This is a genomic window from Enterococcus raffinosus, from assembly GCF_018917525.1.
Classification (GTDB): Bacteria; Bacillota; Bacilli; order Lactobacillales; family Enterococcaceae; genus Enterococcus_A; species Enterococcus_A raffinosus_A.
Map to the genome: position 1 here is coordinate 67,389 of NZ_JAHLOS010000011.1, position 23,978 is coordinate 91,366.

The window sequence follows — 23,978 nt, forward strand, 5'->3', positions numbered from 1 at the left end:
ATGAATCGTGAAGGATTGAAAGTCTCGTTCATTAATTTGTATAGAACATTTCTAAAAAAATCCCTGAATAGGAAATAGGAGTCGAAGATATGAGTGAAAAGAAATTATTATTAGTTGACGGAAACAGTGTAGCGTTCCGTGCTTTTTTTGCCTTGCATAATTCGTTAGAGCGTTTTAAAAATAAAAATGGCCTGCATACGAATGCGATCTATGCATTTAACAATATGTTTGAAAATGTGATGGATCGTGAAAAACCTACTCACGTTTTAGTTGCTTTTGATGCCGGAAATACGACATTTCGGACAGCTATGTATTCTGAATATAAGGGTGGTCGTTCAAAGACTCCTGGTGAATTTCGCGAGCAAATGCCTTACTTACGTGAATTATTAGTTGGTCTCGGCGTGAAACATTATGAGTTGGACAATTACGAAGCGGATGACATTATTGGAACTTTGGCCCATCAAGCAGCGGATGAAGGCTATGATGTCGTTGTTTTATCTGGAGACCGCGATTTAACGCAATTAGCGACAGATAAGATCAAAGTGGATATTACAGTTAAAGGTGTTAGTGAAATCGAATCTTACACTCCGGAACATGTTGCCGAAAAATATGACGGGTTAACGCCAAATCAAATCATCGACATGAAGGGACTTGCCGGAGATACCTCGGATAATTACCCAGGCGTAACAAAAGTCGGAGAAAAAACGGCAATCAAATTATTGAAGCAGTTTGGCAGTGTTGAAGGTGTTTACGAAAATATTGATGAAATAAAGAAGAGTAAAATGAAAGAAAATTTGATTAACGATAAGGATCAAGCATTTTTATCTAAGGAATTGGCTACAATCAAATTAGATGCACCAGTTGAAATTTCCATTGATGAATTAGTTTATAACGGAAAAGATTTGGATAAGCTTATTCCTTTCTTTAAGGAGATGGATTTCAAAGGCTTTTTAAATAAATTGAACGTGGAAGAAGAGGAAGTTGAGTTAGAGGACATCAAATTTGAAGTTGTCACGGAGTTTAACGAAAAGATGTTTGATGCCGATGCCGCCTTATATGTTGAAATGCTAGAGGACAATTATCATTTATCAGATATCGTGGGTGTCGCTTGGGGCACTGGAGATAGAATTTATGTAACAAATGAATTGGCATTATTTGAAAATGAGGCATTTAAGAAATGGCTTGAAACAGCAAATGGTAAGAAGGTTTATGACGCTAAGCGTACTTATGTGGCATTGAATCGCTATATTACAAAAACCGAGGGAATCAACTTTGATGTTTTATTAGCTGCGTATTTATTAGATACGAATGATAACAGTAACGATATCGCGGGTGTGGCACAATATTATGGTTATACAGAAATTCAAACGGATGACCAGATTTATGGAAAAGGAGCCAAAAAAGGATTGCCTGAAGATGATGAAATTTTCTTTGGTCACTTAGCCCGCAAAATTAAGGCAATTCATTTCCTAAATGATAAGCTAGAGAAAGAATTGGAAGAGAAGAAACAAGATAAGCTGTTTTACCAAATGGAACTGCCCCTTTCTCGTATTTTAGCGGAAATGGAAATTGCCGGAATCACGGTTAATGCACAAACATTACAGGCTATGCGCGGTGAATTCTCGAAACGTTTGCAAGAAATCGAAGAAAAAATTTATCAAGAAGCTGGTGAAGAGTTCAATATCAATTCACCAAAACAATTGGGCGTGATCTTGTTTGAAAAAATGAATTTGCCAGTTATTAAGAAAACAAAAACAGGTTATTCGACAGCAGTCGATGTTTTAGAACAGCTACGTGAACAGGCCCCAATCGTTGAACATATTTTAAATTATCGTCAAATTGCAAAAATCCAATCCACCTATGTTGAAGGATTATTAAAAGTGATTCAAGGGGATAATAAGATTCATACACGCTATATTCAGACCTTGACCCAAACCGGCCGATTAAGTTCGGTTGATCCAAACTTGCAAAATATTCCAATTAGATTAGAAGAAGGACGAAAGATTCGTCAGGCTTTTGTTCCTCGTGATGAAGACTGGGTAATCTATTCTTCTGACTATTCTCAAATCGAATTGCGTGTTTTAGCACATATTTCTGGGGATGAGCATTTGAAGCAGGCGTTTCGTGATGGTATGGATATTCACACTAGTACCGCGATGCGTGTGTTCAATGTTACTGAAGATGAAGTGACGCCGAATATGCGTCGAAATGCCAAAGCAGTAAACTTCGGAATTGTGTATGGTATTTCTGATTATGGGCTATCACAAAATCTGGGAATTACGCGCAAGGCCGCACAAGAATATATCGATACGTATTTTGAAAATTATCCAGACGTAAAACGTTATATGGAAGAAAGCGTACGCGAGGCTAAAGATAAGGGCTATGCTGCCACACTTTATAATCGTCGACGCTATTTACCAGATATTAATGCGCGAAACTTCAATCTTCGTTCATTTGCAGAGCGAACAGCCATAAATACACCAATTCAAGGAAGTGCAGCAGATATCTTAAAACTTGCAATGATTGAGATGGCAAAACGTTTGAAGGAAGAAAAACTACAGGCGACGATGTTATTGCAAGTACACGATGAGCTTGTTTTCGAAGTTCCAGAAAGTGAATTGGAGCAATTAGACAAATTAGTCAAAGAAGTGATGGAGAATACTGTTCAGTTAGATGTCCCATTGTTAACCGACAGTAATTGGGGCAGAACGTGGTACGAAGCAAAATAAGAAGAAGCTGGGAGAAATTCCAGCTTTTTGATTTTAGGAGTGAAGAAAAATGCCAGAATTGCCAGAAGTAGAGACAGTCAGAAAAGGTTTGGTGTCTTTAGTTAAGAATAAAACGATTGCGAAAGTGGACGTCTATTGGCCACGTATTATTGAATTTCCAGAGATCGATATCTTTCAGCAACAATTGATCGGTGAAACAATAGAAACAGTGGATCGACGTGGAAAGTACTTAATCTTCGAATTTACGCATTACGAGATGGTTTCTCATTTGCGAATGGAAGGAAAATATGAGTTTTTTGATCAGCCGACGGCGTTAGACAAACACAGCCATGTCCGCTTCATTTTTACTGATGGTTCTGAGCTAATTTATCATGATGTACGAAAATTTGGCCGAATGGCTTTATTGAAAAAAGGAACGGCGAAAGACTATAAAGGTTTGATGCAGTTAGGACCGGAACCAACAGATGCAGATTTTGACTTAGCTGATTTTAAAGTTAAATTGAAAAAGGCTTCAACCATGATCAAGCCCTTATTACTAAATCAAAAAGTCGTGGCAGGCTTAGGGAATATTTACGTTGATGAGGTGCTCTGGCTAGCTAAGATTCATCCTGAACAACCTGCGAATACATTAAGTTCACAAAGTGTTCGCCGGTTGCGTGAAGCGATTATCGAGGTGATCGGAAAAGCAAAAGAGGCAGGCGGAACGACCATTCGAACCTATTTAAATGCACTAGGAGAGGCGGGGCATTTTCAACAAGAATTGCATGTCTATGGACAAACTGGCAAACCGTGTTCACGTTGTGGAACACCAATTGTTAAAATCAAAGTAGCACAAAGAGGGACGCACCTTTGTCCTCATTGCCAAAAACTAAAGAAGGTGTAGAAGATGAGCTTCGTTTTAGGTATAACTGGCGGGATCGCTAGTGGAAAATCAACGGTTGTAGATTTTTTTAAAGCAGAGGGATTTCCAGTTGTTGATGGAGATATTGTTGCTCGAGAAGTGGTAGAGCCAGGTAGTGATGGGCTGCGGGCTTTAGAAAAAGTCTTTGGTAGAACAATTTTGCAAAATGATGGTCGTTTGGACCGCAAAAAATTAGGAAGTATAATTTTTCAAAATGAACAAAAACGGCATCTATTAAATAAAACACTTGATCCATTTATTCGTAGTGAAATCGAAAGACAAACATTGGAGGCAAAAAAAATAAGTCCATTGGTAATTGTTGATATCCCCCTCTTATTTGAGGGACATTACGAATCAATGATGGATGAAGTAGCGACTGTCTATGTTACACCAAAAATTCAATTAGAACGTCTGATGGCAAGAAATGATCTATCTGAAGAAGAAGCTATAAAACGCATTAACAGCCAGCTTTCTTTAGAGGAAAAGAAAAAAAGAGCGGATATTGTATTTGATAATTGTCATTCGCAAGAAACAACGCGTCAGCAGGTTCTTAATTGGTTAAAGAGAAAAAAATTTGTTTCTTAAAGAATTCGGCGTCGTAGCTTTACGACGCTTTTTTTAGCTGGCTGGTTATGGTAAACTCATGTTATATAAACAAAAAAGTTTTCTTTCGAACCTATTTTTGTTTTTGAAAAATTATTCTATATAACAAAAAAATAGTCACACAGAGTTAGTGATTCTAATCAATAATAAGAAGGTGCGGTGAAATTATGCGTTGTCCAAGATGTAATCATAATAATTCACGAGTAATTGATAGTCGACAAACTGATGATGGACGAGCGATCCGTCGTCGAAGAGAATGCGAGAGTTGCGGGTTTCGTTTTACGACCTTTGAGCGGATAGAGGCAGCTCCTTTATTAGTTGTTAAGCGGAATGGGGATCGTGAAGAATTTAGTCGTGATAAAATTTTACGCGGGTTGATTCGCTCAGCGGAAAAACGTCCAGTAGCCATGGAGCAGATGGAACAGATTGTGGATCATGTAGAAAATCGTGTTCGCAGTATGGGGGAAAATGAAATTCCCACAAGTCAAATCGGCGAATTTGTCATGGAAGACTTGATGGAAGTAGACGAGATTGCTTATATTCGATTTGCTAGTGTTTATCGGCAGTTTAAAGATATGTCTGTATTCTTGAAGGAATTGCAGGAAATCGTTGACAAAGCAAAGTCAACGGATGACGAGTAGGAGGCTTTTTAGTGGCAGAAGAACTAAAACCCAGTACCTTTTACACGGTCTATGGAGAGCCACAACTTGATCAAAGCAAACAGGACGCGCTGCTTTATTTGTATCAGCCGATTATTGGAAGTAACGCATTGAGCCTATATTTTACTTTAGTTAGTGATGTTAGTATCGAGGGCAAGAGTGTCAGTCTGATGCATACGGATTTATTGGCTGCAGTGGATACGGGATTAATGAACTTGGTAAAAGCGCGGGAAAAATTGGAAGGCATTGGTTTGTTAGAAACGTATCAAAAATCAGATAATGAAATTGGTATAAGCTTGCTCTATCAACTTCGTTCTCCATTAATTCCAGAGAAATTTTTTCAAGATCCCTTGATGGCTTATTTGTTAATGGATAAGGTTGGAAAACGACGCTATGAACATTTAGTTGAACGCTTCAAGCCGAAAACCTTTGAAAAAGGTGATGTCCAAAATATTACCAAACGCTTCCGTGAGGTTTATCGTTTAGATGATAAAGCTTTTGCCAGTCACAGTGAAATCTTGGAGCAAACCCAAGAGGCGTTCTCTGATAAAACAGAATTTGATTGGTCATTATTTACACAGCAGCTTAAACGCTTTAACTTGATATTGAGTCACGACGAACGGGAAAAGCTTCAAACCTTTCAGACCCTTTATGGCTTGAACGAATTGGATTTAGCAGAGTATGTAGCTAAAGCAAGCGCTGGTGAAAAGAACGGGTTAAATTTTAACTACTTGCGTCAGCTGATCAATAAGGAGAAACGCCCCAAAGTATCAGCCGAGTCTAAGGAAACAACGATTGATAATTCTACTAATAGTGGCAGTTTTTCTCCGCAAGAATTAGAGATTATCGCTCAAAGCAAGAAAATCGCTCCAGTAACATTTTTACGGGCGATTAAACGAGAAAAAGGCGGATTCGAGACAAATACAGAAGTTCGATTGTTAGAGGAATTGATTGGTCGCAATTTATTACCCAAAAGTGTAATCAACATCATTATCAATTATATTTTGGTCATTCAAAATCAAGCGGTAATCAATGCAAACTATTTAAATGCGATCGCAAATGATTGGGCACAGAAAAAAATTGTTAGTCCGGAAGCGGCAATCACTCATGTACGTGAAAACAATCAGAAACTGGTTCGAAAGCCTCAGACAAGTCGTCCAGCTTATCAAAAACGTGGGTCAGGTCGTAAAGAAGCGCTGCCGGAGCATATTAAGCAGCCGCCTAAAGAGACTAAATTAACACCGGAAAAAGAGGCAGAATTGAACCGTAAATTAGCGGAATATTTAAGTAAAGAAGGTGACGATTAATGGAAGATGTAGGAAAAGAGTTGAATCGCATCATTAAAAGCCGTGGGGTCGATGGTCGTTACCGCCAAATGATGGAAGAAATTTTGGCCGATCCAGATGTTCGTCAATTCATCGAAGAGCACAAAGAAAAGCTGACACAAGAGGATATTGAAAAATCCTTTGCGAAGTTGTATGAGTTTGTTCAAGAAAAGAAAAAATATTTAGCTTCTGATCCAACTATGATCGCACCTGGTTACGAACCACAGTTAAGTCTAAATTTTCACTTTATTGATGTGACGTATGTACCAACTGATGAGCTGTTGCGTTTGAAGCGTGAGGAAGAAATTCGTAATCGTGTAAACTCATTAGATATGCCCAAAGATATTCGCAAGGCATCGATTCGCACTTTTGAGGTTACGTCGGGGCGTAGTGAAGCATTGGAGGCTTCTCTGGATTTCATTAATCAATATGAAGCAGCACCAAAAATGTTTCATAAAGCCTTGTTTTTGGTGGGGGATTTTGGTGTTGGGAAGACCTACTTATTAGGAGCTGTTGCCCATGAGCTAGCAGTTAAGGGATTTGAAACTACACTGTTGCATTTTCCAACATTTGCTGGAGAAATGAAACAAGCAATCTCCAATGATAAAGTTGGTCCAAAACTAGATGAAGTGAAGCGGGCGCCGATCTTAATGATTGATGATATTGGTGCAGATTCTATGAGCGCTTGGATACGTGATGAAGTGCTAGGGGTGATTCTGCAGCATCGAATGCAAGAACAATTACCGACCTTTTTCTCATCTAATTTCAATATGGATCAATTGGAGCAACATTTATCCGTCACACAACGAGGCGATGAAGAACCTTTGAAAGCAAAGCGGATTATGGAACGTGTTCGTTATTTAAGCAGAGAAATCTGGGTAATTGGCGAAAATCGCCGAAACGGTTAAAAAAACAAAAATATTCTTAGAAAAAGGCAAACGCCCTATTAAAAAGCGCTATCATTTAGCTCTTTTTAGGGGGCGCTTTTTTTAAGGAGTGTTATAATTATTTTTAGGATGTGAAAAAATGAACGCGAAAGATTTATCGATTCGTTTACAAAAAGCAGCAGAATTTGTTCCGCAGGATGCACGTTTAGCGGATATAGGTTCAGATCATGCGTATCTGCCCGTCGCTTTAATGCTGCAAAACAAAATATCTTATGGTATTGCAGGAGAGGTCGTAGTGGGTCCTTATGAGTCAGCCAAACGACAAGTAGCAAAAAATGGTTTAGAGAATAAAATTGATGTTCGGTTAGCCGATGGACTTGAAGCAGTTGAATTGAATGATCAGATTTCAGCCATCACTATTTGCGGAATGGGTGGTGTCTTGATCCGTGATATTTTAGAACGTGGGAAAGAAAAAGCACGCTTATCTGGGAAAGAACGGTTGATTCTACAACCAAACGTTGGCGAGCGTCAATTACGGCAGTGGTTAGTAGCTGAAGGCTATACGATCACAGATGAAGCCATTGTTGAAGAAAATAAAAAAATTTATGAGCTGATCGTTGCTGACAAAGCGTTAGCTCAACAGGATTACACAGATAAAGAATTATTCTTTGGACCAGTTTTACTAAAGGAAAAGACTCCGGTTTTTATTAAAAAATGGCAGCATAAATTAGTCAAGATGGAAAAAATCTTAACTAGTTTACACCAAAGTGATCAGGATGTCGCCGAAAAAATTCGTGAAGTTGCGCAGGAAATTGAATGGATCAAGGAGGTACTTGCAAATGCAGGGAAGTGAATTTATCCAGCGTTTTAATCAGTATTGTCCCGAATGGTTGGCCGAAGAAGGAGATCCCGTCGGCTTGCACATTGGTACGTTAAACAAAGAAGTTAAGCGAATTATGATGAGTTTAGATGTTCGACCATCGGTTGTCGATGAAGCGATTGAGAAAAAAATTGATCTGCTAATTGTGAAGCATCCACCGATTTTTCGTCCGGTTTCTCGTTTAACGACTGATGATATTCAAACGAAGATGTATGCGGATTTGATCAAACATGATATCGCGGTTTTTGCGGCGCACACGAATATGGATATCATTGAAAATGGATTGAATGATTGGTTTTGTGAGGCATTAGCTGTTGTTGATACGGATTATTTAATTCACACTCATACGGTATCCATGAAAAAGCTGGCAGTTTACGTTCCTCAAGAGGATGCAAAAAAAATGCGCCAAGCATTGGCTGAAGCTGGTGCAGGAGAACAGGGAAATTATCAAGCAACTTCATTCACCGTTAATGGAACGGGGCGTTTTACGCCAAATGACCAAGCAAATCCAACAATCGGTGCGGCGAATGTTGCTGAACAGGTCCAAGAAAGTAAAATCGAAGTGCTGTTTCCTGAGACAAAGCAAACTGAGATAGTCGCAGCGATGCTTGCTGCTCATCCATATGAAGAACCTGCTTATGATATTTATCAAATTGATAATTTGGCTGAAAATTACGGGATCGGGCGAGTCGGTGAACTTAAGACAGCAATACCGACAGAAGACTTCATTAAAAAAGTGAAGGAAGCTTTTAATTTGGACGGCTTGCGTGTGGTTTATCCTCATAAGACAAAGGAAACGATTAAACGCGTAGCGATTTGCGGCGGCAGTGGCGAAAAATTCTATCGTAATGCCTTAGCAGCAAAGGCGGACGTTTATATTACTGGAGATGTTTATTATCATACTGCCCATGATATGCAAGAGACAGGTATGGTAGTGATTGATCCGGGTCATTACATTGAGTCGCTATGTAAAGAAAAAATGGTGGCCCTTTTTAACCAATGGAAAAATGAAGAGGACTGGAAGGTTGATTTCTTTGTTTCTGAGACCTCCACAAATCCTTTTTCATTTAAATAAATAGCATTAAAGGAGAGAGTAAGATGTACGAAAATTTATTACCGCGTTTTTTACACTATGTTAAGACAGAAACTCGTTCTGATGCGACAAGCACCACAACACCGACAACTCAAACACAGGTAGACTTTGCTCATGAGCTGATGAAAGAACTAGAAGAAATCGGCATGCAGGAGATTACTTACAACGAAAAAAACGGCTATGTGATTGCCACTTTGCCAAGCAACCTTGACAAAGAAGCGCGGAAAATCGGATTTATCTCTCACATGGATACAGCAGATTTCAATGCAGAAGGGGTTAAACCTCAAATCGTTGAAAATTATGATGGTGAATCTACTATTAAGTTAGATGCTGACGGAAAATATACATTGAATGTAAAAGATTTTCCTAATTTGAAAAACTACGCAGGACAAACATTAATCACTACTGATGGCTCAACACTATTGGGTTCTGATGATAAATCTGGGATTGCTGAAATCATGACGGCGATGGAGTATTTGATTAATCATCCTGAAATCAAACATGGTGAAGTGCGTGTCGGCTTTGGTCCCGATGAAGAAATTGGTATCGGTGCGGATAAATTCGATGTGAAACAATTTAACACAGATTTCGCCTATACTATGGATGGTGGTCCAATTGGTGAATTGCAATATGAAACATTTAGCGCTGCTCAAGCAGAAATCACGATGCACGGGAAGAATGTTCACCCAGGGACAGCTAAAAATACGATGATCAATGCGTTACAAATGGCAATTGATTTCCACAACCAACTACCAGAAGGCGATCGACCAGAAAAAACAGATGGACGTGAAGGATTCTTCCATTTATTAGCTTTAGATGGAAATGTGGAAGAAGCGAAAATGACCTATATTATTCGTGATCACGATCGTGCTAAATTTGAAGAACGTAAACAAATGATTACAGACCTTCAAGCGAAAATGAATAGCCAATTTGATCAAGAGCGTGTAGAGATCAACATGTACGATCAATACTACAATATGGGTGAAATTATTGAAAAAGACATGAGTGTCATCGATTTGGCTAAAGGTGCGATGGAAGAAGTTGATGTGAAACCTGTCATCGAACCAATTCGTGGTGGGACTGACGGTTCTAAAATCTCATTCATGGGCATTCCTACACCAAATATTTTTGCTGGTGCTGAAAACATGCATGGACGTTTCGAATTTGTTTCATTACAAACGATGGAAAAAGCAGTTGATGTGATCGTGAAGATCATTGAAAATAATGCGAAATAGTTTTTTTCTGAAAAAGCTTTGAGGAAACTTGAAGCTTTTTCTTTTTTTGCTCATTCGCATGTGGTAGGCTATAGCAATAAAGAAAAAAATGAGGCAAAAAAATGAACTTATCAGTCAATCGTAAATTGATTCTAAATATCCTTATATTTGTAGTAATGATCGGCGTTATTATCTTCGTTATTCGTGACTCTCTGAGCGATATTTTCACTGAGCTAGGCAGAACTTCTTTGCCGGTTCTTTTAGGTGTGACAGGACTCGGTTTAATTAGTCAAGTAATCGAAGGGTACACGATTAAAAATATTGCCGGTGAATTCAACCCAGAATTTACCATTCGAGATGGTTTCTTTGCATCCGCATATGCAACTTTTTATCGTGTTATCACATTCGGTACAGGATCAATTGTATCTGAGGTTATTTACTATCATAAAAAGGATTTGAGGTATTCTGAAGGGACCGGTACAAGTGCCTTAAGGATGGTCACATACAAAATTGCCTTAATGGTTTGGGCGTTGGTCTTTTTAATTGTGAAAAGCGATGCGATTCAAGAGCATATCTCAAACGGTATCTTTTTGGTACTTGCTGGAATTTTGGTGACTTTGGTGATTATTTCTAGTTTGCTGGTTCTGAGTTTAAATATTAATGCCCAGGTGCTAGTGGTAATTATCTGCAACCGCCTATTTAAACGTCAAAAACTACGAGATATCGTTGATCAGGTGAATAATCAGGTTTATTCTTTACGTGGGGCCATCAAAACATTCATCCGTGATCGTCGTTCTGTTATTCGAGTGTTTTGTTCGAACATGGCAAAACTAGTTGTTTGGTATTCGTTACCATATTTTATTTTGGTTCAGGATTATCCTGATATTGATCTTTGGTTGACAGTGGCATTTATCAGCTTTACAGTGATTATCGGCGGTGTTTTGCCGGCTCCAGGCGGAATCGGCGGCTTTGAATTTGTTTATGTTTTACTTTTCCGAAATGTTGTTGGAAGGGTAGATGCAGTCTCTTCTTTGCTATTGTATCGTTACGCGACATATTTGTTGCCGTTCTTGATAGGGATGATTTATGTACTATTCAACAAACAGCGGCAAATCAATCATGAAATCAAAGAAGCCAAAAAGGAAGTTAACGATTAAACGTTAACTTCCTTTTTGTTTTAAAAATGGACAACCAATTTTCCAATCATGTCGTCTTCTTCAATAATTTGATGTGCTTGATAGAATACCTCAGGCGTGAACCCAGGAATAATTTTCGTCAAGGTGCTTTGAATCTTTTTTTCTTGCAACAGCTGTACCAACAGCTCTAAAACAGCACCCTGTGAAGCTATATTATGATCATAATCCGTTTTAGCAAACATATACTCCCAATCAAAACTACCAGATTTATTTTTGAGTTTTGCTAAATTCAAATCTTTACTAGATTCTACAATGGAACCAAGATGACCGAACGGTTCCAATAACTCACTCATTTCTTCAAAATAACGGTCAGTAGAATGAAGAATCAGAATGTAAGGCAGTGAGTGATAGCCGATTTTTTTAAGTTGTTTAGTCAAATCTTTATGATGGTTGATAATATGATCGGCGCCCATTTTTTCTGACCATTCCTTGCTTTCTTTGCGAGAAGCAGTCGTAATAACAGTTAAGCCCGCCCATTTTGCAAGTTGGGTGGCAACAGAACCAACACCGCCAGCACCATTAATGATTAGAATCGTTCCGCTATTCTGATTTTCTTGGGGAACTAAATCCATTTTCTCAAAAAGCATTTCATAAGCGGTGATAAAGGTTAAGGGCATGGCAGCGGCTTCATCGGTTGAAATACCATGCGGTAATTTTGCGACAATACGTGAATCGACGACCTGATTCTCACTATAGCTGCCGTATCTTTTAGTAGTACCTGCAAAAAGGACGCGGTCCCCGACTTCAAGATGCTTTACTTCGCTGCCTAATTGAGTCACAACACCGACACTGTCAAAGCCTAAAACGTGAGGTTGAGGCGTTCCTTTACCAGTTTGTCTTAATTTTGTGTCGACTGGATTGATAGAGGTAGCCATATTTTTAACGACAAGATCCGTTTTATTTAATTTAGGAAGCATGACTTCGTATGTTTCAAAATGGTTTCCACTTGAAAGTTCAAACCCTTTTTCAAAGCCAATCACGCGTGAAATCATTGAATCACTCTCTTTCTATTAATGAAAGAATTGTAGCATTATTTTGTTTTTCTTCATAATAATAAACTTTAAATTTGAAGATCAATATTTTTGACCTTTACTGACCAAAGTTATATACTATTAGGTGTAAACTACTATTAATGTCGGAGGTATGCTTATGAATATCAAAAAAATGACGACAACGTTACAGGAAGCAATTGCTGAAGCTCAGCAAATTGCAGTGACAAGACATCATCAAGAAATTGATATTGCTCATGTTTGGAAAATATTTTTACAGCCAAATCACTTTGGGCGCAATTTTTATACGGATGCTGGAATTGATGTGGATCAATTCGAACGTGAAGTTGATAAAGTATTAGATGAATATCCGACCGTTAGCGGTGGAAATGTTCAATATGGTCAAAATATCAGCCAGAACCTTTTCAATTTACTAAATGAGGCGGACCAGTTACGTGAAAAATTTCAAGATGATTTCTTATCTACTGAGATCGTCATTCTAGCTTTAATGAAATTAAAAAATTACTCCTTGACGAAATATTTGAATCAGCAAGGTTTAAATGAAAAAGAAGTACAAAAAAATATTGAAGATATGCGAGGAGGGGATCGAGTGACCTCACAAAATCAAGAAGAAACATATAAAGCTTTAGAGAAATATGGTGTGGACTTAGTTCAACAGGTTAAAAACGGTAAACAAGATCCAATTATTGGCCGTGATGAGGAAATTCGTGATGTTATCCGAATTCTTTCGCGAAAAACTAAGAATAATCCTGTATTGATCGGTGAACCTGGTGTAGGTAAAACTGCAATCGTCGAAGGGTTGGCACAACGAATCGTGCGTAAAGATGTACCAGAAAACCTGAAAGATAAAACAGTCTTTTCTTTAGATATGGGATCATTGATCGCTGGTGCAAAATTCCGTGGAGAATTTGAAGAACGACTTAAAGCAGTTTTAAAAGAAGTCAAAAAATCAGATGGACGAATTCTGCTATTTATTGATGAAATTCATAATATTGTAGGTGCTGGAAAAACAGAAGGCAGTATGGATGCTGGAAATATCTTGAAACCTATGTTGGCTCGTGGAGAATTACATCTAATCGGTGCCACGACGCTAGACGAGTACCGTCAATATATGGAAAAGGATAAAGCGTTAGAGCGTCGTTTCCAAAAGGTTCTAGTGAAGGAGCCGACCGTTGAAGATACGATTAGTATTTTGCGTGGATTGAAAGAACGTTTTGAAATTCATCATGGAGTAAATATTCATGATAATGCGTTAGTTGCCGCAGCAACATTGTCTGATCGCTACATTACTGACCGCTTTTTACCAGACAAGGCCATTGATTTAGTGGACGAAGCCAGCGCCAGCATTCGCGTGGAAATGAACTCGATGCCAACTGAGTTAGATCAAGTGACTCGTCGCTTGATGCAGTTGGAAATTGAAGAGGCCGCTTTGAAAAAGGAAAGCGACGATGCAAGCAAAAAGCGTTTAGAAAACTTGCAGGAAGAGTTGGCTGATCTTCGCGAAGAAACCAACGCGATGAAATTGCAATGGGAGACGGAGAAAGAAGAAGTTAATGTCGTTTCAAATAAGCGAGCTGAGATCGATCAAGCCAAACATGAGTTAGAAGATGCGGAAAATAATTATGACTTAGAACGGGCTGCTGTTCTTCGACATGGCACGATTCCGAATTTAGAAAAAGAATTAGCTGAATTAGAGGAAAAAAATAAAAAGAGTGACATCAAGATGGTACAGGAATCCGTGACAGAAAACGAGATCGCTCAAGTAGTGGGTCGACTAACAGGAATTCCCGTAACCAAATTGGTAGAAGGTGAACGTGAAAAACTATTAAGTTTAAACAGTACACTCCACAAACGTGTGATTGGTCAAGATGAGGCTGTTGATGCGGTAAGTGATGCAGTACTACGTTCACGTGCAGGGCTGCAGGATCCAAATCGTCCGCTCGGATCATTTCTATTTTTAGGACCAACTGGTGTTGGTAAAACCGAACTGGCAAAAGCATTGGCAGAAAATCTATTTGATTCTGAGGACCATATGGTACGGATCGATATGAGTGAATATATGGAGAAACATTCAGTGTCTCGACTTGTTGGAGCACCTCCAGGTTATGTAGGCTATGAAGAAGGTGGTCAATTAACAGAAGCTGTTCGGAGAAATCCTTACACGATCATTTTACTGGATGAAATCGAAAAAGCCCATCCGGATGTTTTCAACATTTTATTACAGGTCTTAGATGATGGACGATTGACAGATTCTAAAGGTCGGTTAGTTGATTTCAAGAATACTGTTTTGATCATGACTAGTAATATTGGTTCACAAGTATTGCTGGACGGCGTAACCGCTGAAGGAAAAATTCCTGAGACTACCAAGGAACAAGTGTTAAGCATGCTGCGAGGACATTTTAAACCAGAATTTTTGAATCGAATTGATGATACGATTTTATTTACGCCATTGAGTCTAGAAGATGTGAAGGGAATCGTTGAGAAAATCGTGCAGCATCTATCTCATCGATTAGAAGAACAGGAAATTCAATTAGATATCACTGAAGATGCCAAAAGCTGGATCGCAGAAAAAGCGTATGAACCACAATACGGCGCACGTCCGTTGAAGCGTTTCATTACACGAGAGGTTGAAACGCCACTGGCAAAAGAGATCATTGCGGGTCGAGTGATGCCGAAAACGAAAGTTTCTATCGAATTATTTGACGATCAATTGGTATTTCAAAATCAATCGATTAACGAATAAATAATTATGTAAACAAAAAATAATAAAATAGTAAAAACGGAACAGTGGAAGTTGTCTTTCTATACTGGTTCGTTTTTTCTTAATTTCTGAAACTCATTTGACTAAAATAAAAAAATCAAGTGCAATAAAATAGAAACATAACAACTTTTACGTTACGCATGTTACGATATAATGACAAATTAGTGAATTTACGGTGTTTAAATTGTTTGTTATTTGTTCTTGGATTATACTTTTAAAGTAACTAAAAATGAAGAGCTCGCGAAGGTTTCTTGGAGGTATATAATGAATCAATTTAAAACCCGCACCGAAAAATATAATTATATAAGAACACAGCAGAAGGCGAAACGAATGAAGGCTGCCAAAAGAACGCTCCCTGTACTCGGGACGGCAATGATTCTTTCACCGGCTGTTTTAACGATGAATAATGTGAAGGTAAACGCAGCTGAAATGGGACAGACTCAAAATCAATCTGCTTTTATTGAACAATTAGGTGCTTCCGCGATGCAGGTTTCAGCTTCAAACGATCTTTATGCATCGATCATGGTTGCCCAGGCTTTAGTTGAAACTGGCTTTGGAACCTCTCAGTTGTCAGCTGCACCTTACTACAATCTGTTCGGTGTCAAAGAATATAGTGGTGGCCCATCAGTATCAATGAGCACTCAGGAATATTTAAATGGTCAATGGGTAACGATGAATGAACCATTTGCCGTTTACAATAGCTATGCTGAGTCGTTTCAAGCTCATGCTAATCTTTTAACTGGCTCTTATTATGCAGGTGCGCGAAAAAGTCATACTTACAGCTACCAAGATGCCGCTGTCTACTTAACTGGACGTTATGCAACGGACCCTGGTTATGCAGGAAAGTTGATTTCTTTAATCCAAACCTACAATTTGACTCGCTTCGATACACCAGGAGCAGGTACAGCAGTACAAACACAAAGTACTAGTGTTAATCAAGATAGTCAAACAACAGCCTCTGCTAGCGGGCAATCATATACAGTCCAATCAGGTGACTCTATTTGGGGAATCGCTGAAAAATTCGGAATTAGTGTCGATCAGTTGTTAGCTGATAATGGCTGGAGTTCTGATTCAACAATTATGCCTGGGGATACAATTGTCATTTAACTTCTAGAAGATGGAGCAATTTGCTCCATCTTTTTAACGGTCTGTATTTATTTTTCTCGCTAACCTAATAAATAGAGATAGTCAATAAAGATGTTTAAAATGAAATGGCTTTCGTGGTATAAGAAGCCGCTGATGATATTTAGTTAAAGATTTTATTTGGAACTAGGGACATTTATTTAGAAAAGTGTTATTATGAGGAATTAAAAGTCGAAATTCTCGCATCTTCTCCCATTATTCGTTAAGATAACTTACATAAGGTAAGGAATGGAGCGAGGAAAAATGACAAATATTTATCATTCAATTCTGGACACAATTGGCGAGACACCTATCGTAAAACTTAAGAACATGACAACGGATGAAATGGCCCAGATTTACGTGAAGTTAGAATCCTTTAATCCTGGAGGCAGTGTAAAAGATCGAATTGCATTAAGAATGATCGAAGATGCAGAGAAGAACGGCAAGTTGAAACCTGGAATGATGATCATAGAGCCGACATCAGGGAATACAGGGATTGGTTTAGCAATGGTAGGCGCTGCAAAAGGGTATCCTGTAACGCTGGTCATGCCTGAGACAATGAGTGTTGAGCGTCGTAAGCTTATGCAGGCTTATGGAGCGAATCTAGTTCTTACTCCGGGTGCAGATGGGATGAAAGGCGCGATCGCTGAGGCTAACAGATTGGCTGAAGAAAAGGACGGATTCGTTCCAGCTCAATTTGATAATCCAGCAAATCCCAAGGTTCATGAAGAAACAACTGCAAGGGAAATTGTGAATGCTTTTGAAAAAAATGGGCTAGATGCTTTTGTTGCGGGAGTCGGTACAGGTGGCACAATTACCGGAGTAGGTAATGAATTAAAACGCATGTATTCGAATATTAAGATTTATGCAGTAGAACCTGAGGAATCACCTGTTTTAGAAGGTGGCCAATCTGGTCCACATAAAATTCAAGGAATTGGCGCCGGATTTGTTCCAAGTATTTTAAATATTAACATTTATGATGAAGTTTTACCGGTTAAAAGTAATGATGCTATGGAAACAGCTAGAGAAATTGCAAAAAAAGAAGGAATTTTGGTTGGCATATCTTCGGGAGCGGCACTATTTGCAGCGATTGAAGTAGCTAAAAAGATGACTTCTGATCAAAAAGTATTGGTTTTACTACCAGATAATGGCGAACGTTACTTATCTACTGAATTATTTCAATTTAACCAATAAGTTTATGAAAAATATTAATTTTTGAATCCAGCTAGTATTTCCCCTCAGATAATAGTATCATTTTAATATAGAATCAAAACAGGAGGGGCTTATATGGTAAATGAGGCAGTTGATCAAGCGGTCAAAGAATTAAAGGCCGGCGGAGTTCGCATTACCCCACAGCGTTATGCCATTTTAGAATATTTAATTGAGTACCGCAATCATCCAACGGCTGATGAGATTTTCCGTTCGTTAGAGGGCCGCTTCCCGAATATGAGTGTGGCGACCGTCTACAACAATTTGAGAAAATTCGTTGAAATTGGAATCGTACAAGAAATGAACTATGGTGATGCAGCGAGTCGCTTTGATTTCACGAACAAGCAGCACTATCATGCAATTTGCACAGAATGTGGGAAGATTGTTGACTTTTTCTATCCTGGATTAGAAGACGTTGAAATGGCATCTAGTAAACTGACAGGTTATCAAATCAATAAACATCGTTTGGAAGTTTATGGATTATGTCCAGATTGTCAAACAAAAGCTGAGGAATAAATCCTCAGCTTTTTTGTTTTATCTAAAATAACACAATTCTTGATTCTGCAAATGAGAAAAATCACATTTAAAAATTGACTGCGCTTGCACTATTTTTATTAAAAAAACTATTTGAAGAGAATATAAAGTTTTAAAATGAAAGCACTCTTATTTAAAAATGCCTAAATAACGGTGTTTTTAAATATTTTTCTTTAGTTAAATGAAGAAGGTTTCGCTGATAATGAGATATTAATAACACTTAGTACATGATTGTTGCTTCTAAAATGCATTGTGATATATTAAACATGTTCCGAAGTTAAAGAACTTCAATAATAATCCATTAGGAGTGATTTACCATGAAAATTGGCGTAATTAAAGATCCAAAACAAGGTGAGGCACGTGTCGGTATGACACCTGAAAATGTGAAAATTTTAGTAGAAGCTGGGAATGAAGTGCTGGTTGATAATAATGCTGGTGCAGGTTCAGGTTTTACTAATGAACAATATATTGAGGCTGGCGGAAAAATTGTCGATACTGACGAAGCATGGACAGCTGAATTGATCGTAAAAGTAAAGGAACCAATGGAAAGTGAATATCACTATTTCAAAAAAGGTCAAATTATTTGGGGTTTCTTGCATTTAGCAGCCAACAAAGCCTGTGTTGAGAAAATGATGGAAGTTGGCGTTACGGCTCTGTCAGGTGAAAATATCTCAATTAATGGCGTTTTAGAATTATTAAAACCAATGAGTGCGATCGCTGGACGCCGCGCAGTGAATCTGGGTCAATACTATTTAGAAAAACAACATGGCGGAGAAGGTATTTTACTTCCAGGAATTGATGGCGTTGAAGCTGGAACTGTGGTTATTTTGGGCGGAGGAAATGCTGCTGAAAATGCAGCAGACATGGCTGTTGGAATTGGCTGTCACGTAATCATCCTTGAAGTGAATGAAAATCGTATCAAACAATTGAAGGATCGTTACAAAGATCATAACGTTGATGTACTCGTTTCAAATACTGAAAACTTGGAAGAAAAGATTAAAGAAGCAGATGTCTTCATTTCAACTGTCTTGATTCCAGGAGCAAAACCACCAAAATTAGTGAAAGAATATATGGTTGAATCAATGAAACCAGGCTCTGTCATTGTCGATATCGCGATTGATCAAGGCGGTACAGTAGAAACGATTGATAAACCAACAAACCATGCAGATCCAGTGTTCACGAAACATGATGTCATTCATTATGCTGTTCCTAATATGCCAGGTGCAACTCCAAGAACTGCAACAATTGCTTTAGCAAAAGGGAATATTTCATTCCTAAAAGATGTTAGTGTTAAAGGTTTAGATGATGCGTTGAAATCTGATGAATCATTACTGTCTGGTTTGAGTGTTTACAAAGGTAAAGTTGTTTCGAAAGCTTTAGCAGATTCAATTGCTGTTCCTTATACTGAAATAGGAGATGTTCTGTAATGACTAGCACAATGACAAAGCTTCCTGTCACTATTGAAGATATTCATGAAGCAAAAAATGTGGTCAAACAGTATGGACGTGTAACACCGTTGATCCAATCAATGTTTCTAACCGCTAAAACCGGTGGTCAGGTATTCTTGAAATTGGAAAATATGCAATTAACTGGTTCATTCAAATTTCGTGGAGCATTTAATAAAATCGCTCACTTAACGCAAGCGGAAAAAGACAAGGGCGTTATCGCAGTATCCGCTGGTAATCATGCGCAAGGAGTCGCGTTGACTTCAAAATTGTTGGGTATTCAGAGTACGATCGTTATGCCTGAGACAGCTCCAAAAGCTAAAGTAGAGGCAACTGAAGGTTATGGTTCAAAAGTCATTCTCCATGGTGCTGGTTTTGATGAAGCCAAAGCGTATTGCGAAAAAATCGTTGAAGAAACAGGGGTCACGTATATTCCTCCTTATGACGATGAATTTGTTATGGCTGGACAAGGAACAATTGGCCTTGAAATCTTGGATTCTATCTGGGATGTTGACACGGTTATTGTGCCTGTTGGTGGCGGAGGACTAATTGCTGGAATCGCTGTAGCAATGAAAACCTTCAATCCAAACATCAATATTATCGGTGTTCAGGCTGAAAACATCCATGGGATGACAGCTTCATTCCGTGAAGGTAAAAAAGTGGGGTATAAAAAAGCAGCGACGATCGCTGATGGTTGCGCTGTAGAGTTCCCAGGAAACCTTACATTCGAAGTAGTTGAAGAACTTGTTGACGATATGGTAACTGTATCTGAACAAGAAATCGAACTTGCGATGAAAGATTTGATTCAACGGACAAAAATCGTTGTTGAAGGTGCTGGTGCTCTTGCAACAGCGGCTATTCTAGCGGGAAAAGTAGACAAGTATGTAAACGGTAAAAAAGTCGTTGCTGTTGTATCCGGCGGTAATGTGGATCTGAACCGAATCACTGATGTTATCGGTCATTTCTCAGTAGCAAACGAATTAAAATAAACGTAAGAGAAAAAGTGCTCCAAGTTCGAATTAGGAACTTGGAGCACTTTTTTCTTCACTCTGGGTAACAACTGCCTTGCTGTTACATATTTTTAAGCATTGTAATCTTTTCTGAAGAGATAGATGCCGCTGACAATCGAAACAATCAATGCTAAAAGAACGACCATGATTGATCCAATTTCTGAGTCTCGCCAGAGTAATCCCCCTGTGTTAATGCCCCATAGACTGAAAATCAGTGTTGGTAAAGCCAGCAAAAGAGAAGCAGTATTTAGAAACTTCATCAATTGATTCAAGCGATTGTCCATCATGCTGTTTATTAGACCACTAATGGAACTCAACATTTCGCGATAAATTTGAACGGATGTGGTCGCTTGTTTTGTTTGCAGTTCGATCTCGATGGCCAGATCACGATCGGAAGAAACCAAATCAGCATCTAAAAGTGAATGAATTGTTTTTTGCTGTTCTTTTAACAAATTATCAATGTAAACGAGTGTTTTTTCCGTATCCGTCGTTTTTTCTAAAATATTTCGGTTCGAGCCATTTGATGCCTCTTGACTAATCTCTTCAATCTTTTCACGAAGCTTATGTAAAAAACTTAAATAATGTTCATTGATGACTTGGATGGTGTGTAGGATCAAACCAGCTTCGGAAGAAATCTCAGATTCAAAATTATTTAACACTTCCTCAATCAATGGCTTTTCACTTATTGTAATCAAAACATCATTTGTCAAAAAGACAGTAACAGTTGAAGACAATGATTCTGGCTCATCCATTGATTTAAGATCGATAAAAAGCATTACACAGACTGTTTTATCGTCTTCGGTCAAGTAATTTTTAAAAAAAGAGACATTAGAATAATTTTTTCCTAGTGAGAAAAATCTTTTGGGAAGCTCATAGGTTTTACAGAGCTCTTCTTTTTCCACATCTGTTGGATTGGAAAGAGCTATCCAATTTCCCTTGTTCGCTCCTTTTTGCACGCCGTCATTTGAAATAGAAAAGAAATCTATCAACAGAAAATCCTCCTTACCTACATGTTAGTTTCGTTACTCTTATCATCTCAAAACAAACCCTGCTTGCCAATTAATTTGAATCGTTAGATTTGTAGAGAAGGATTTCTTCCTTTATAATAGAAGAAATTTTCGGATAAGGTTAAACAATCATGTCATTCACCTATAAATCTTCTCATTTAAAATAATTCTAGTTTACAGGTGAATTGTATCTGATATAATAAATTTCATATTTCATAAACTTCAATGAAAATTTTCATTAGAAGTGAACTTATATATCGTCATAATATGGTTGACAGTTTCTACCTTGTGCCGTAAACGCAAGACTATAAGTAAAAATCGTACGGTGACGTACCTTTTTTGCTTTGCAGATGAGGTGCGTTTTTTGTAGTAATCAAAAAACGACAAGAAAAGGGGAAAGTATTAATGAAAGAATTGACAGATCGCATCAGAGATAATGGCCGTGTTTTAGGTGAAGGTGTCCTAAAAGTTGATGAATTTATCACTCACCAAGTAGATCCTGAATTGATGGATGCAATGGGCAAACGATTAGCAGAAGTATTTGCAAGTAAAAAGATCACTAAAGTAGTAACGATCGAAGCTTCTGGAATTGCACCTGCGGTTTATGCTGCTCAAGCATTAAAAGTACCGATGATCTTCGCCCGTAAGTCAAAGAGCTTGACGATGGATGAAGAATTATTGACGGCTTCTGTTTATTCATTTACCAAACAGGTGACTAGTACTATTTCAATTTCTCGAAAATTCCTTTCTGCAGAGGACAATGTCTTATTAGTCGATGACTTTTTAGCGAACGGCCAGGCCGCTAAGGGATTGATCGAATTGTGTCAACAAGCTGGAGCAAGTGTTTCTGGAATTGGAATATTGATTGAAAAATCTTTCCAAGATGGCCGACAATTGATTGAAGACATGGATATTCCAGTCGTTTCCCTAGCAAGAATTTCTTCCTTACATGACGGTAAAGTAACATTTATCGAGGAGGACGCATAGAGTGACAAGTGAAACAGGAAATGGAAAATCAGCAGTATTAGGCCTACAGCATCTTTTAGCAATGTATGCTGGAGCAGTAGCCGTTCCCCTTCTGATTGGGACAGGGCTAGGATTCAACGAAGCACAAATGACGTATTTGATTTCAATCGATATATTCATGTGCGGAGTAGCAACATTGTTACAATTGACAGTCAATAAGTTTTTCGGAATCGGATTACCAGTGGTTTTGGGCTGTGCAATTCAAGCGGTAGCTCCATTAATATTGATTGGACAAACACACGGAGTCGGGACAGTGTATGGTTCAATTATTGCTGCAGGTATTTTCGTGGTGCTGATTTCGGGTTTCTTTTCTAAGGTAGAAAAATTATTTCCACCAATTGTAACAGGTACAGTTATTACGACCATTGGTTTGACGTTGATCCCGGTAGCTGTTACGAAAATGGGTGGTGGAGATGCTGCGGCTAAAACGTTTGGAGAGCCTACAAGTCTAATCTTGGCTTTCGTGACGATCATCTTGATCTTAGCGGTTCAAGTTTTTGGACGTGGATTCATTCGTTCAATCGCTGTTTTAGTCGGGTTAGTCGGCGGAACAGTGTTAGCTGCGCTTTTGGGTCAAGTTGATTTAGCGGCGATCGGTCATGCACCGATGTTCCATGTGCCGCAACCATTTTATTTTGGAACACCAAAATTTGAGCCATTTTCTATTTTACTAATGATCATTATTTCTATTGTAAGTATGGTAGAGTCAACAGGTGTTTATTTTGCTTTAGGTGATATTGTTGGAAAACAAGTAAAAGAAGATGATTTAAAACGCGGCTATCGTGCAGAAGGTTTAGCAGTTATTCTAGGGGGATTATTCAATACGTTCCCATATACTGGTTTTTCTCAAAATGTTGGTCTAGTTCAATTATCTGGGATTAAAACTCGTCGTCCGATTTACTTTTCAGCAATTTTTTTAATTATCTTAGGGCTGTTTCCAAAGGTCGGAGCATTAGCTCAGATTATTCCAGAACCTGTTTTGGGTGGCGGGATGTTGGTAATGTTCGGCATGGTAGCTGTTCAAGGAATGAAAATGTTGTCGAAAGTTGATTACAATGATGAAAAAAATCTGTTGATCATTGCCATTTCTATTGGCTTTGGTTTAGGATTTAATGCAACGCCGACTCTATTTGCTAAACTACCTGAGACCGTTCAAATGTTTACTGGGAACGGAATTGTTATGAGTAGTTTATCGGCGATTATTTTGAATCTATTATTTCATGGCTATAAAAGAGAAGGAAAATAGAAAGAAACGCGGCAGAGGCTGCGTTTCTTTTTATTTTAGTAAAAAACGAACAATAGGTTAGAGTTATCTGTTAATATTCGAATTACATTTTGACTTACGAAAGTCTACTTGCTAAAATAAG

The 23,978-nt window shown here is 38.3% G+C and carries 20 protein-coding genes and 1 riboswitch; of the genes, 18 read left to right on the forward strand and 2 right to left on the reverse strand.

Translation table 11 applies throughout. The features are described from left to right. Positions 1-89: 89 nt before the first annotated feature. The 10 genes from polA to KQI58_RS09405 all read left to right on the forward strand — a co-directional run bounded on the left by polA (position 90) and on the right by KQI58_RS09405 (position 11,448). The gene (polA, locus tag KQI58_RS09360) at positions 90-2,729 is read left to right on the forward strand and encodes a DNA polymerase I (RefSeq protein WP_216408550.1); all 2,640 of its coding nucleotides are present in this window, start codon (positions 90-92) and stop codon (positions 2,727-2,729) included. A gap of 49 nt (positions 2,730-2,778) precedes the next feature. After that, the gene (gene mutM / locus KQI58_RS09365) at positions 2,779-3,612 is read left to right on the forward strand and encodes a DNA-formamidopyrimidine glycosylase (protein WP_216408552.1); all 834 of its coding nucleotides are present in this window, start codon (positions 2,779-2,781) and stop codon (positions 3,610-3,612) included. 3 nt (positions 3,613-3,615) lie between these two features. Further along, positions 3,616-4,215 (forward strand): dephospho-CoA kinase, encoded by a 600-nt coding sequence (gene coaE, locus KQI58_RS09370; RefSeq protein ID WP_216408554.1) that lies wholly within the window; start codon positions 3,616-3,618, stop codon positions 4,213-4,215. A gap of 185 nt (positions 4,216-4,400) precedes the next feature. Continuing rightward, entirely contained in the window at positions 4,401-4,874 is a 474-nt protein-coding gene (nrdR, locus tag KQI58_RS09375) for a transcriptional regulator NrdR (RefSeq protein ID WP_016179140.1), read from the forward strand. Between the two features lie 11 nt (positions 4,875-4,885). Continuing rightward, positions 4,886-6,199, forward strand: a complete 1,314-nt coding sequence (locus KQI58_RS09380; protein WP_216408556.1) for a DnaD domain protein — start codon at positions 4,886-4,888, stop codon at positions 6,197-6,199. Then, a complete protein-coding gene (dnaI, locus tag KQI58_RS09385) occupies positions 6,199-7,125 on the forward strand; it encodes a primosomal protein DnaI (protein WP_216408558.1) in 927 nt (308 codons plus the stop codon). Before KQI58_RS09380 ends, dnaI begins: the two co-directional genes overlap by 1 nt. A 118-nt stretch (positions 7,126-7,243) precedes the next feature. Further along, positions 7,244-7,957: a tRNA (adenine(22)-N(1))-methyltransferase gene (locus KQI58_RS09390; protein ID WP_216408560.1), complete on the forward strand. Its 714-nt coding sequence runs from the start codon at positions 7,244-7,246 to the stop codon at positions 7,955-7,957. Continuing rightward, complete coding sequence (locus KQI58_RS09395; RefSeq protein WP_437177513.1) at positions 7,938-9,059, forward strand: Nif3-like dinuclear metal center hexameric protein; 1,122 nt, start codon at positions 7,938-7,940, stop codon at positions 9,057-9,059. Before KQI58_RS09390 ends, KQI58_RS09395 begins: the two co-directional genes overlap by 20 nt. A 23-nt stretch (positions 9,060-9,082) precedes the next feature. After that, positions 9,083-10,312: a peptidase T gene (pepT, locus tag KQI58_RS09400; protein ID WP_216408564.1), complete on the forward strand. Its 1,230-nt coding sequence runs from the start codon at positions 9,083-9,085 to the stop codon at positions 10,310-10,312. A 101-nt stretch (positions 10,313-10,413) separates the two neighbouring features. After that, the gene (locus tag KQI58_RS09405; RefSeq protein ID WP_216408566.1) at positions 10,414-11,448 is read left to right on the forward strand and encodes a lysylphosphatidylglycerol synthase transmembrane domain-containing protein; all 1,035 of its coding nucleotides are present in this window, start codon (positions 10,414-10,416) and stop codon (positions 11,446-11,448) included. 20 nt (positions 11,449-11,468) lie between these two features. Here KQI58_RS09405 and KQI58_RS09410 read toward each other — a convergent pair whose 3' ends face one another. Then, positions 11,469-12,479 (reverse strand): zinc-binding alcohol dehydrogenase family protein, encoded by a 1,011-nt coding sequence (locus tag KQI58_RS09410; protein ID WP_216408568.1) that lies wholly within the window; start codon positions 12,477-12,479, stop codon positions 11,469-11,471. 157 nt (positions 12,480-12,636) lie between these two features. Here KQI58_RS09410 and clpB point away from each other — a divergent pair, with 157 nt between their 5' ends. From clpB to tdcB, 6 genes are all read left to right on the forward strand, one after another. Beyond that, entirely contained in the window at positions 12,637-15,240 is a 2,604-nt protein-coding gene (gene clpB / locus KQI58_RS09415) for an ATP-dependent chaperone ClpB (RefSeq protein ID WP_216408570.1), read from the forward strand. 282 nt (positions 15,241-15,522) lie between these two features. Further along, on the forward strand, positions 15,523-16,365 hold the full coding sequence (locus KQI58_RS09420; protein ID WP_216408571.1) for a glucosaminidase domain-containing protein: 843 nt from the start codon (positions 15,523-15,525) through the stop codon (positions 16,363-16,365). Positions 16,366-16,644: 279 nt separating this feature from the next. Continuing rightward, positions 16,645-17,574 carry a cysteine synthase A gene (gene cysK / locus KQI58_RS09425; RefSeq protein ID WP_216408573.1) on the forward strand — a complete coding sequence of 310 codons (930 nt, stop codon included), beginning with the start codon at positions 16,645-16,647 and terminating at the stop codon, positions 17,572-17,574. Positions 17,575-17,667: 93 nt separating this feature from the next. Continuing rightward, on the forward strand, positions 17,668-18,105 hold the full coding sequence (locus KQI58_RS09430; RefSeq protein ID WP_016180345.1) for a Fur family transcriptional regulator: 438 nt from the start codon (positions 17,668-17,670) through the stop codon (positions 18,103-18,105). A gap of 335 nt (positions 18,106-18,440) precedes the next feature. Then, positions 18,441-19,550, forward strand: coding sequence for an alanine dehydrogenase (gene ald, locus KQI58_RS09435; RefSeq protein WP_216408575.1), 1,110 nt, complete (start codon positions 18,441-18,443; stop codon positions 19,548-19,550). Then, a complete protein-coding gene (gene tdcB, locus KQI58_RS09440) occupies positions 19,550-20,557 on the forward strand; it encodes a bifunctional threonine ammonia-lyase/L-serine ammonia-lyase TdcB (protein WP_016180343.1) in 1,008 nt (335 codons plus the stop codon). Before ald ends, tdcB begins: the two co-directional genes overlap by 1 nt. 92 nt (positions 20,558-20,649) lie before the next feature. Here the strand turns inward: tdcB and KQI58_RS09445 are convergent, their stop codons facing one another. Further along, positions 20,650-21,567, reverse strand: a complete 918-nt coding sequence (locus tag KQI58_RS09445) for a magnesium transporter CorA family protein (protein WP_216408577.1) — start codon at positions 21,565-21,567, stop codon at positions 20,650-20,652. A gap of 248 nt (positions 21,568-21,815) precedes the next feature. Continuing rightward, a riboswitch (purine riboswitch) is annotated at positions 21,816-21,913 on the forward strand. A 77-nt stretch (positions 21,914-21,990) separates the two neighbouring features. On the opposite strand from KQI58_RS09445, the gene KQI58_RS09450 reads away from it, so the two are divergent. Together KQI58_RS09450 and KQI58_RS09455 are read left to right on the forward strand one after the other, a co-directional pair. Continuing rightward, positions 21,991-22,572: a xanthine phosphoribosyltransferase gene (locus KQI58_RS09450; RefSeq protein WP_216408579.1), complete on the forward strand. Its 582-nt coding sequence runs from the start codon at positions 21,991-21,993 to the stop codon at positions 22,570-22,572. Position 22,573: 1 nt separating this feature from the next. After that, the gene (locus KQI58_RS09455) at positions 22,574-23,857 is read left to right on the forward strand and encodes a nucleobase:cation symporter-2 family protein (RefSeq protein WP_216408581.1); all 1,284 of its coding nucleotides are present in this window, start codon (positions 22,574-22,576) and stop codon (positions 23,855-23,857) included. Positions 23,858-23,978 lie beyond the last annotated feature (121 nt).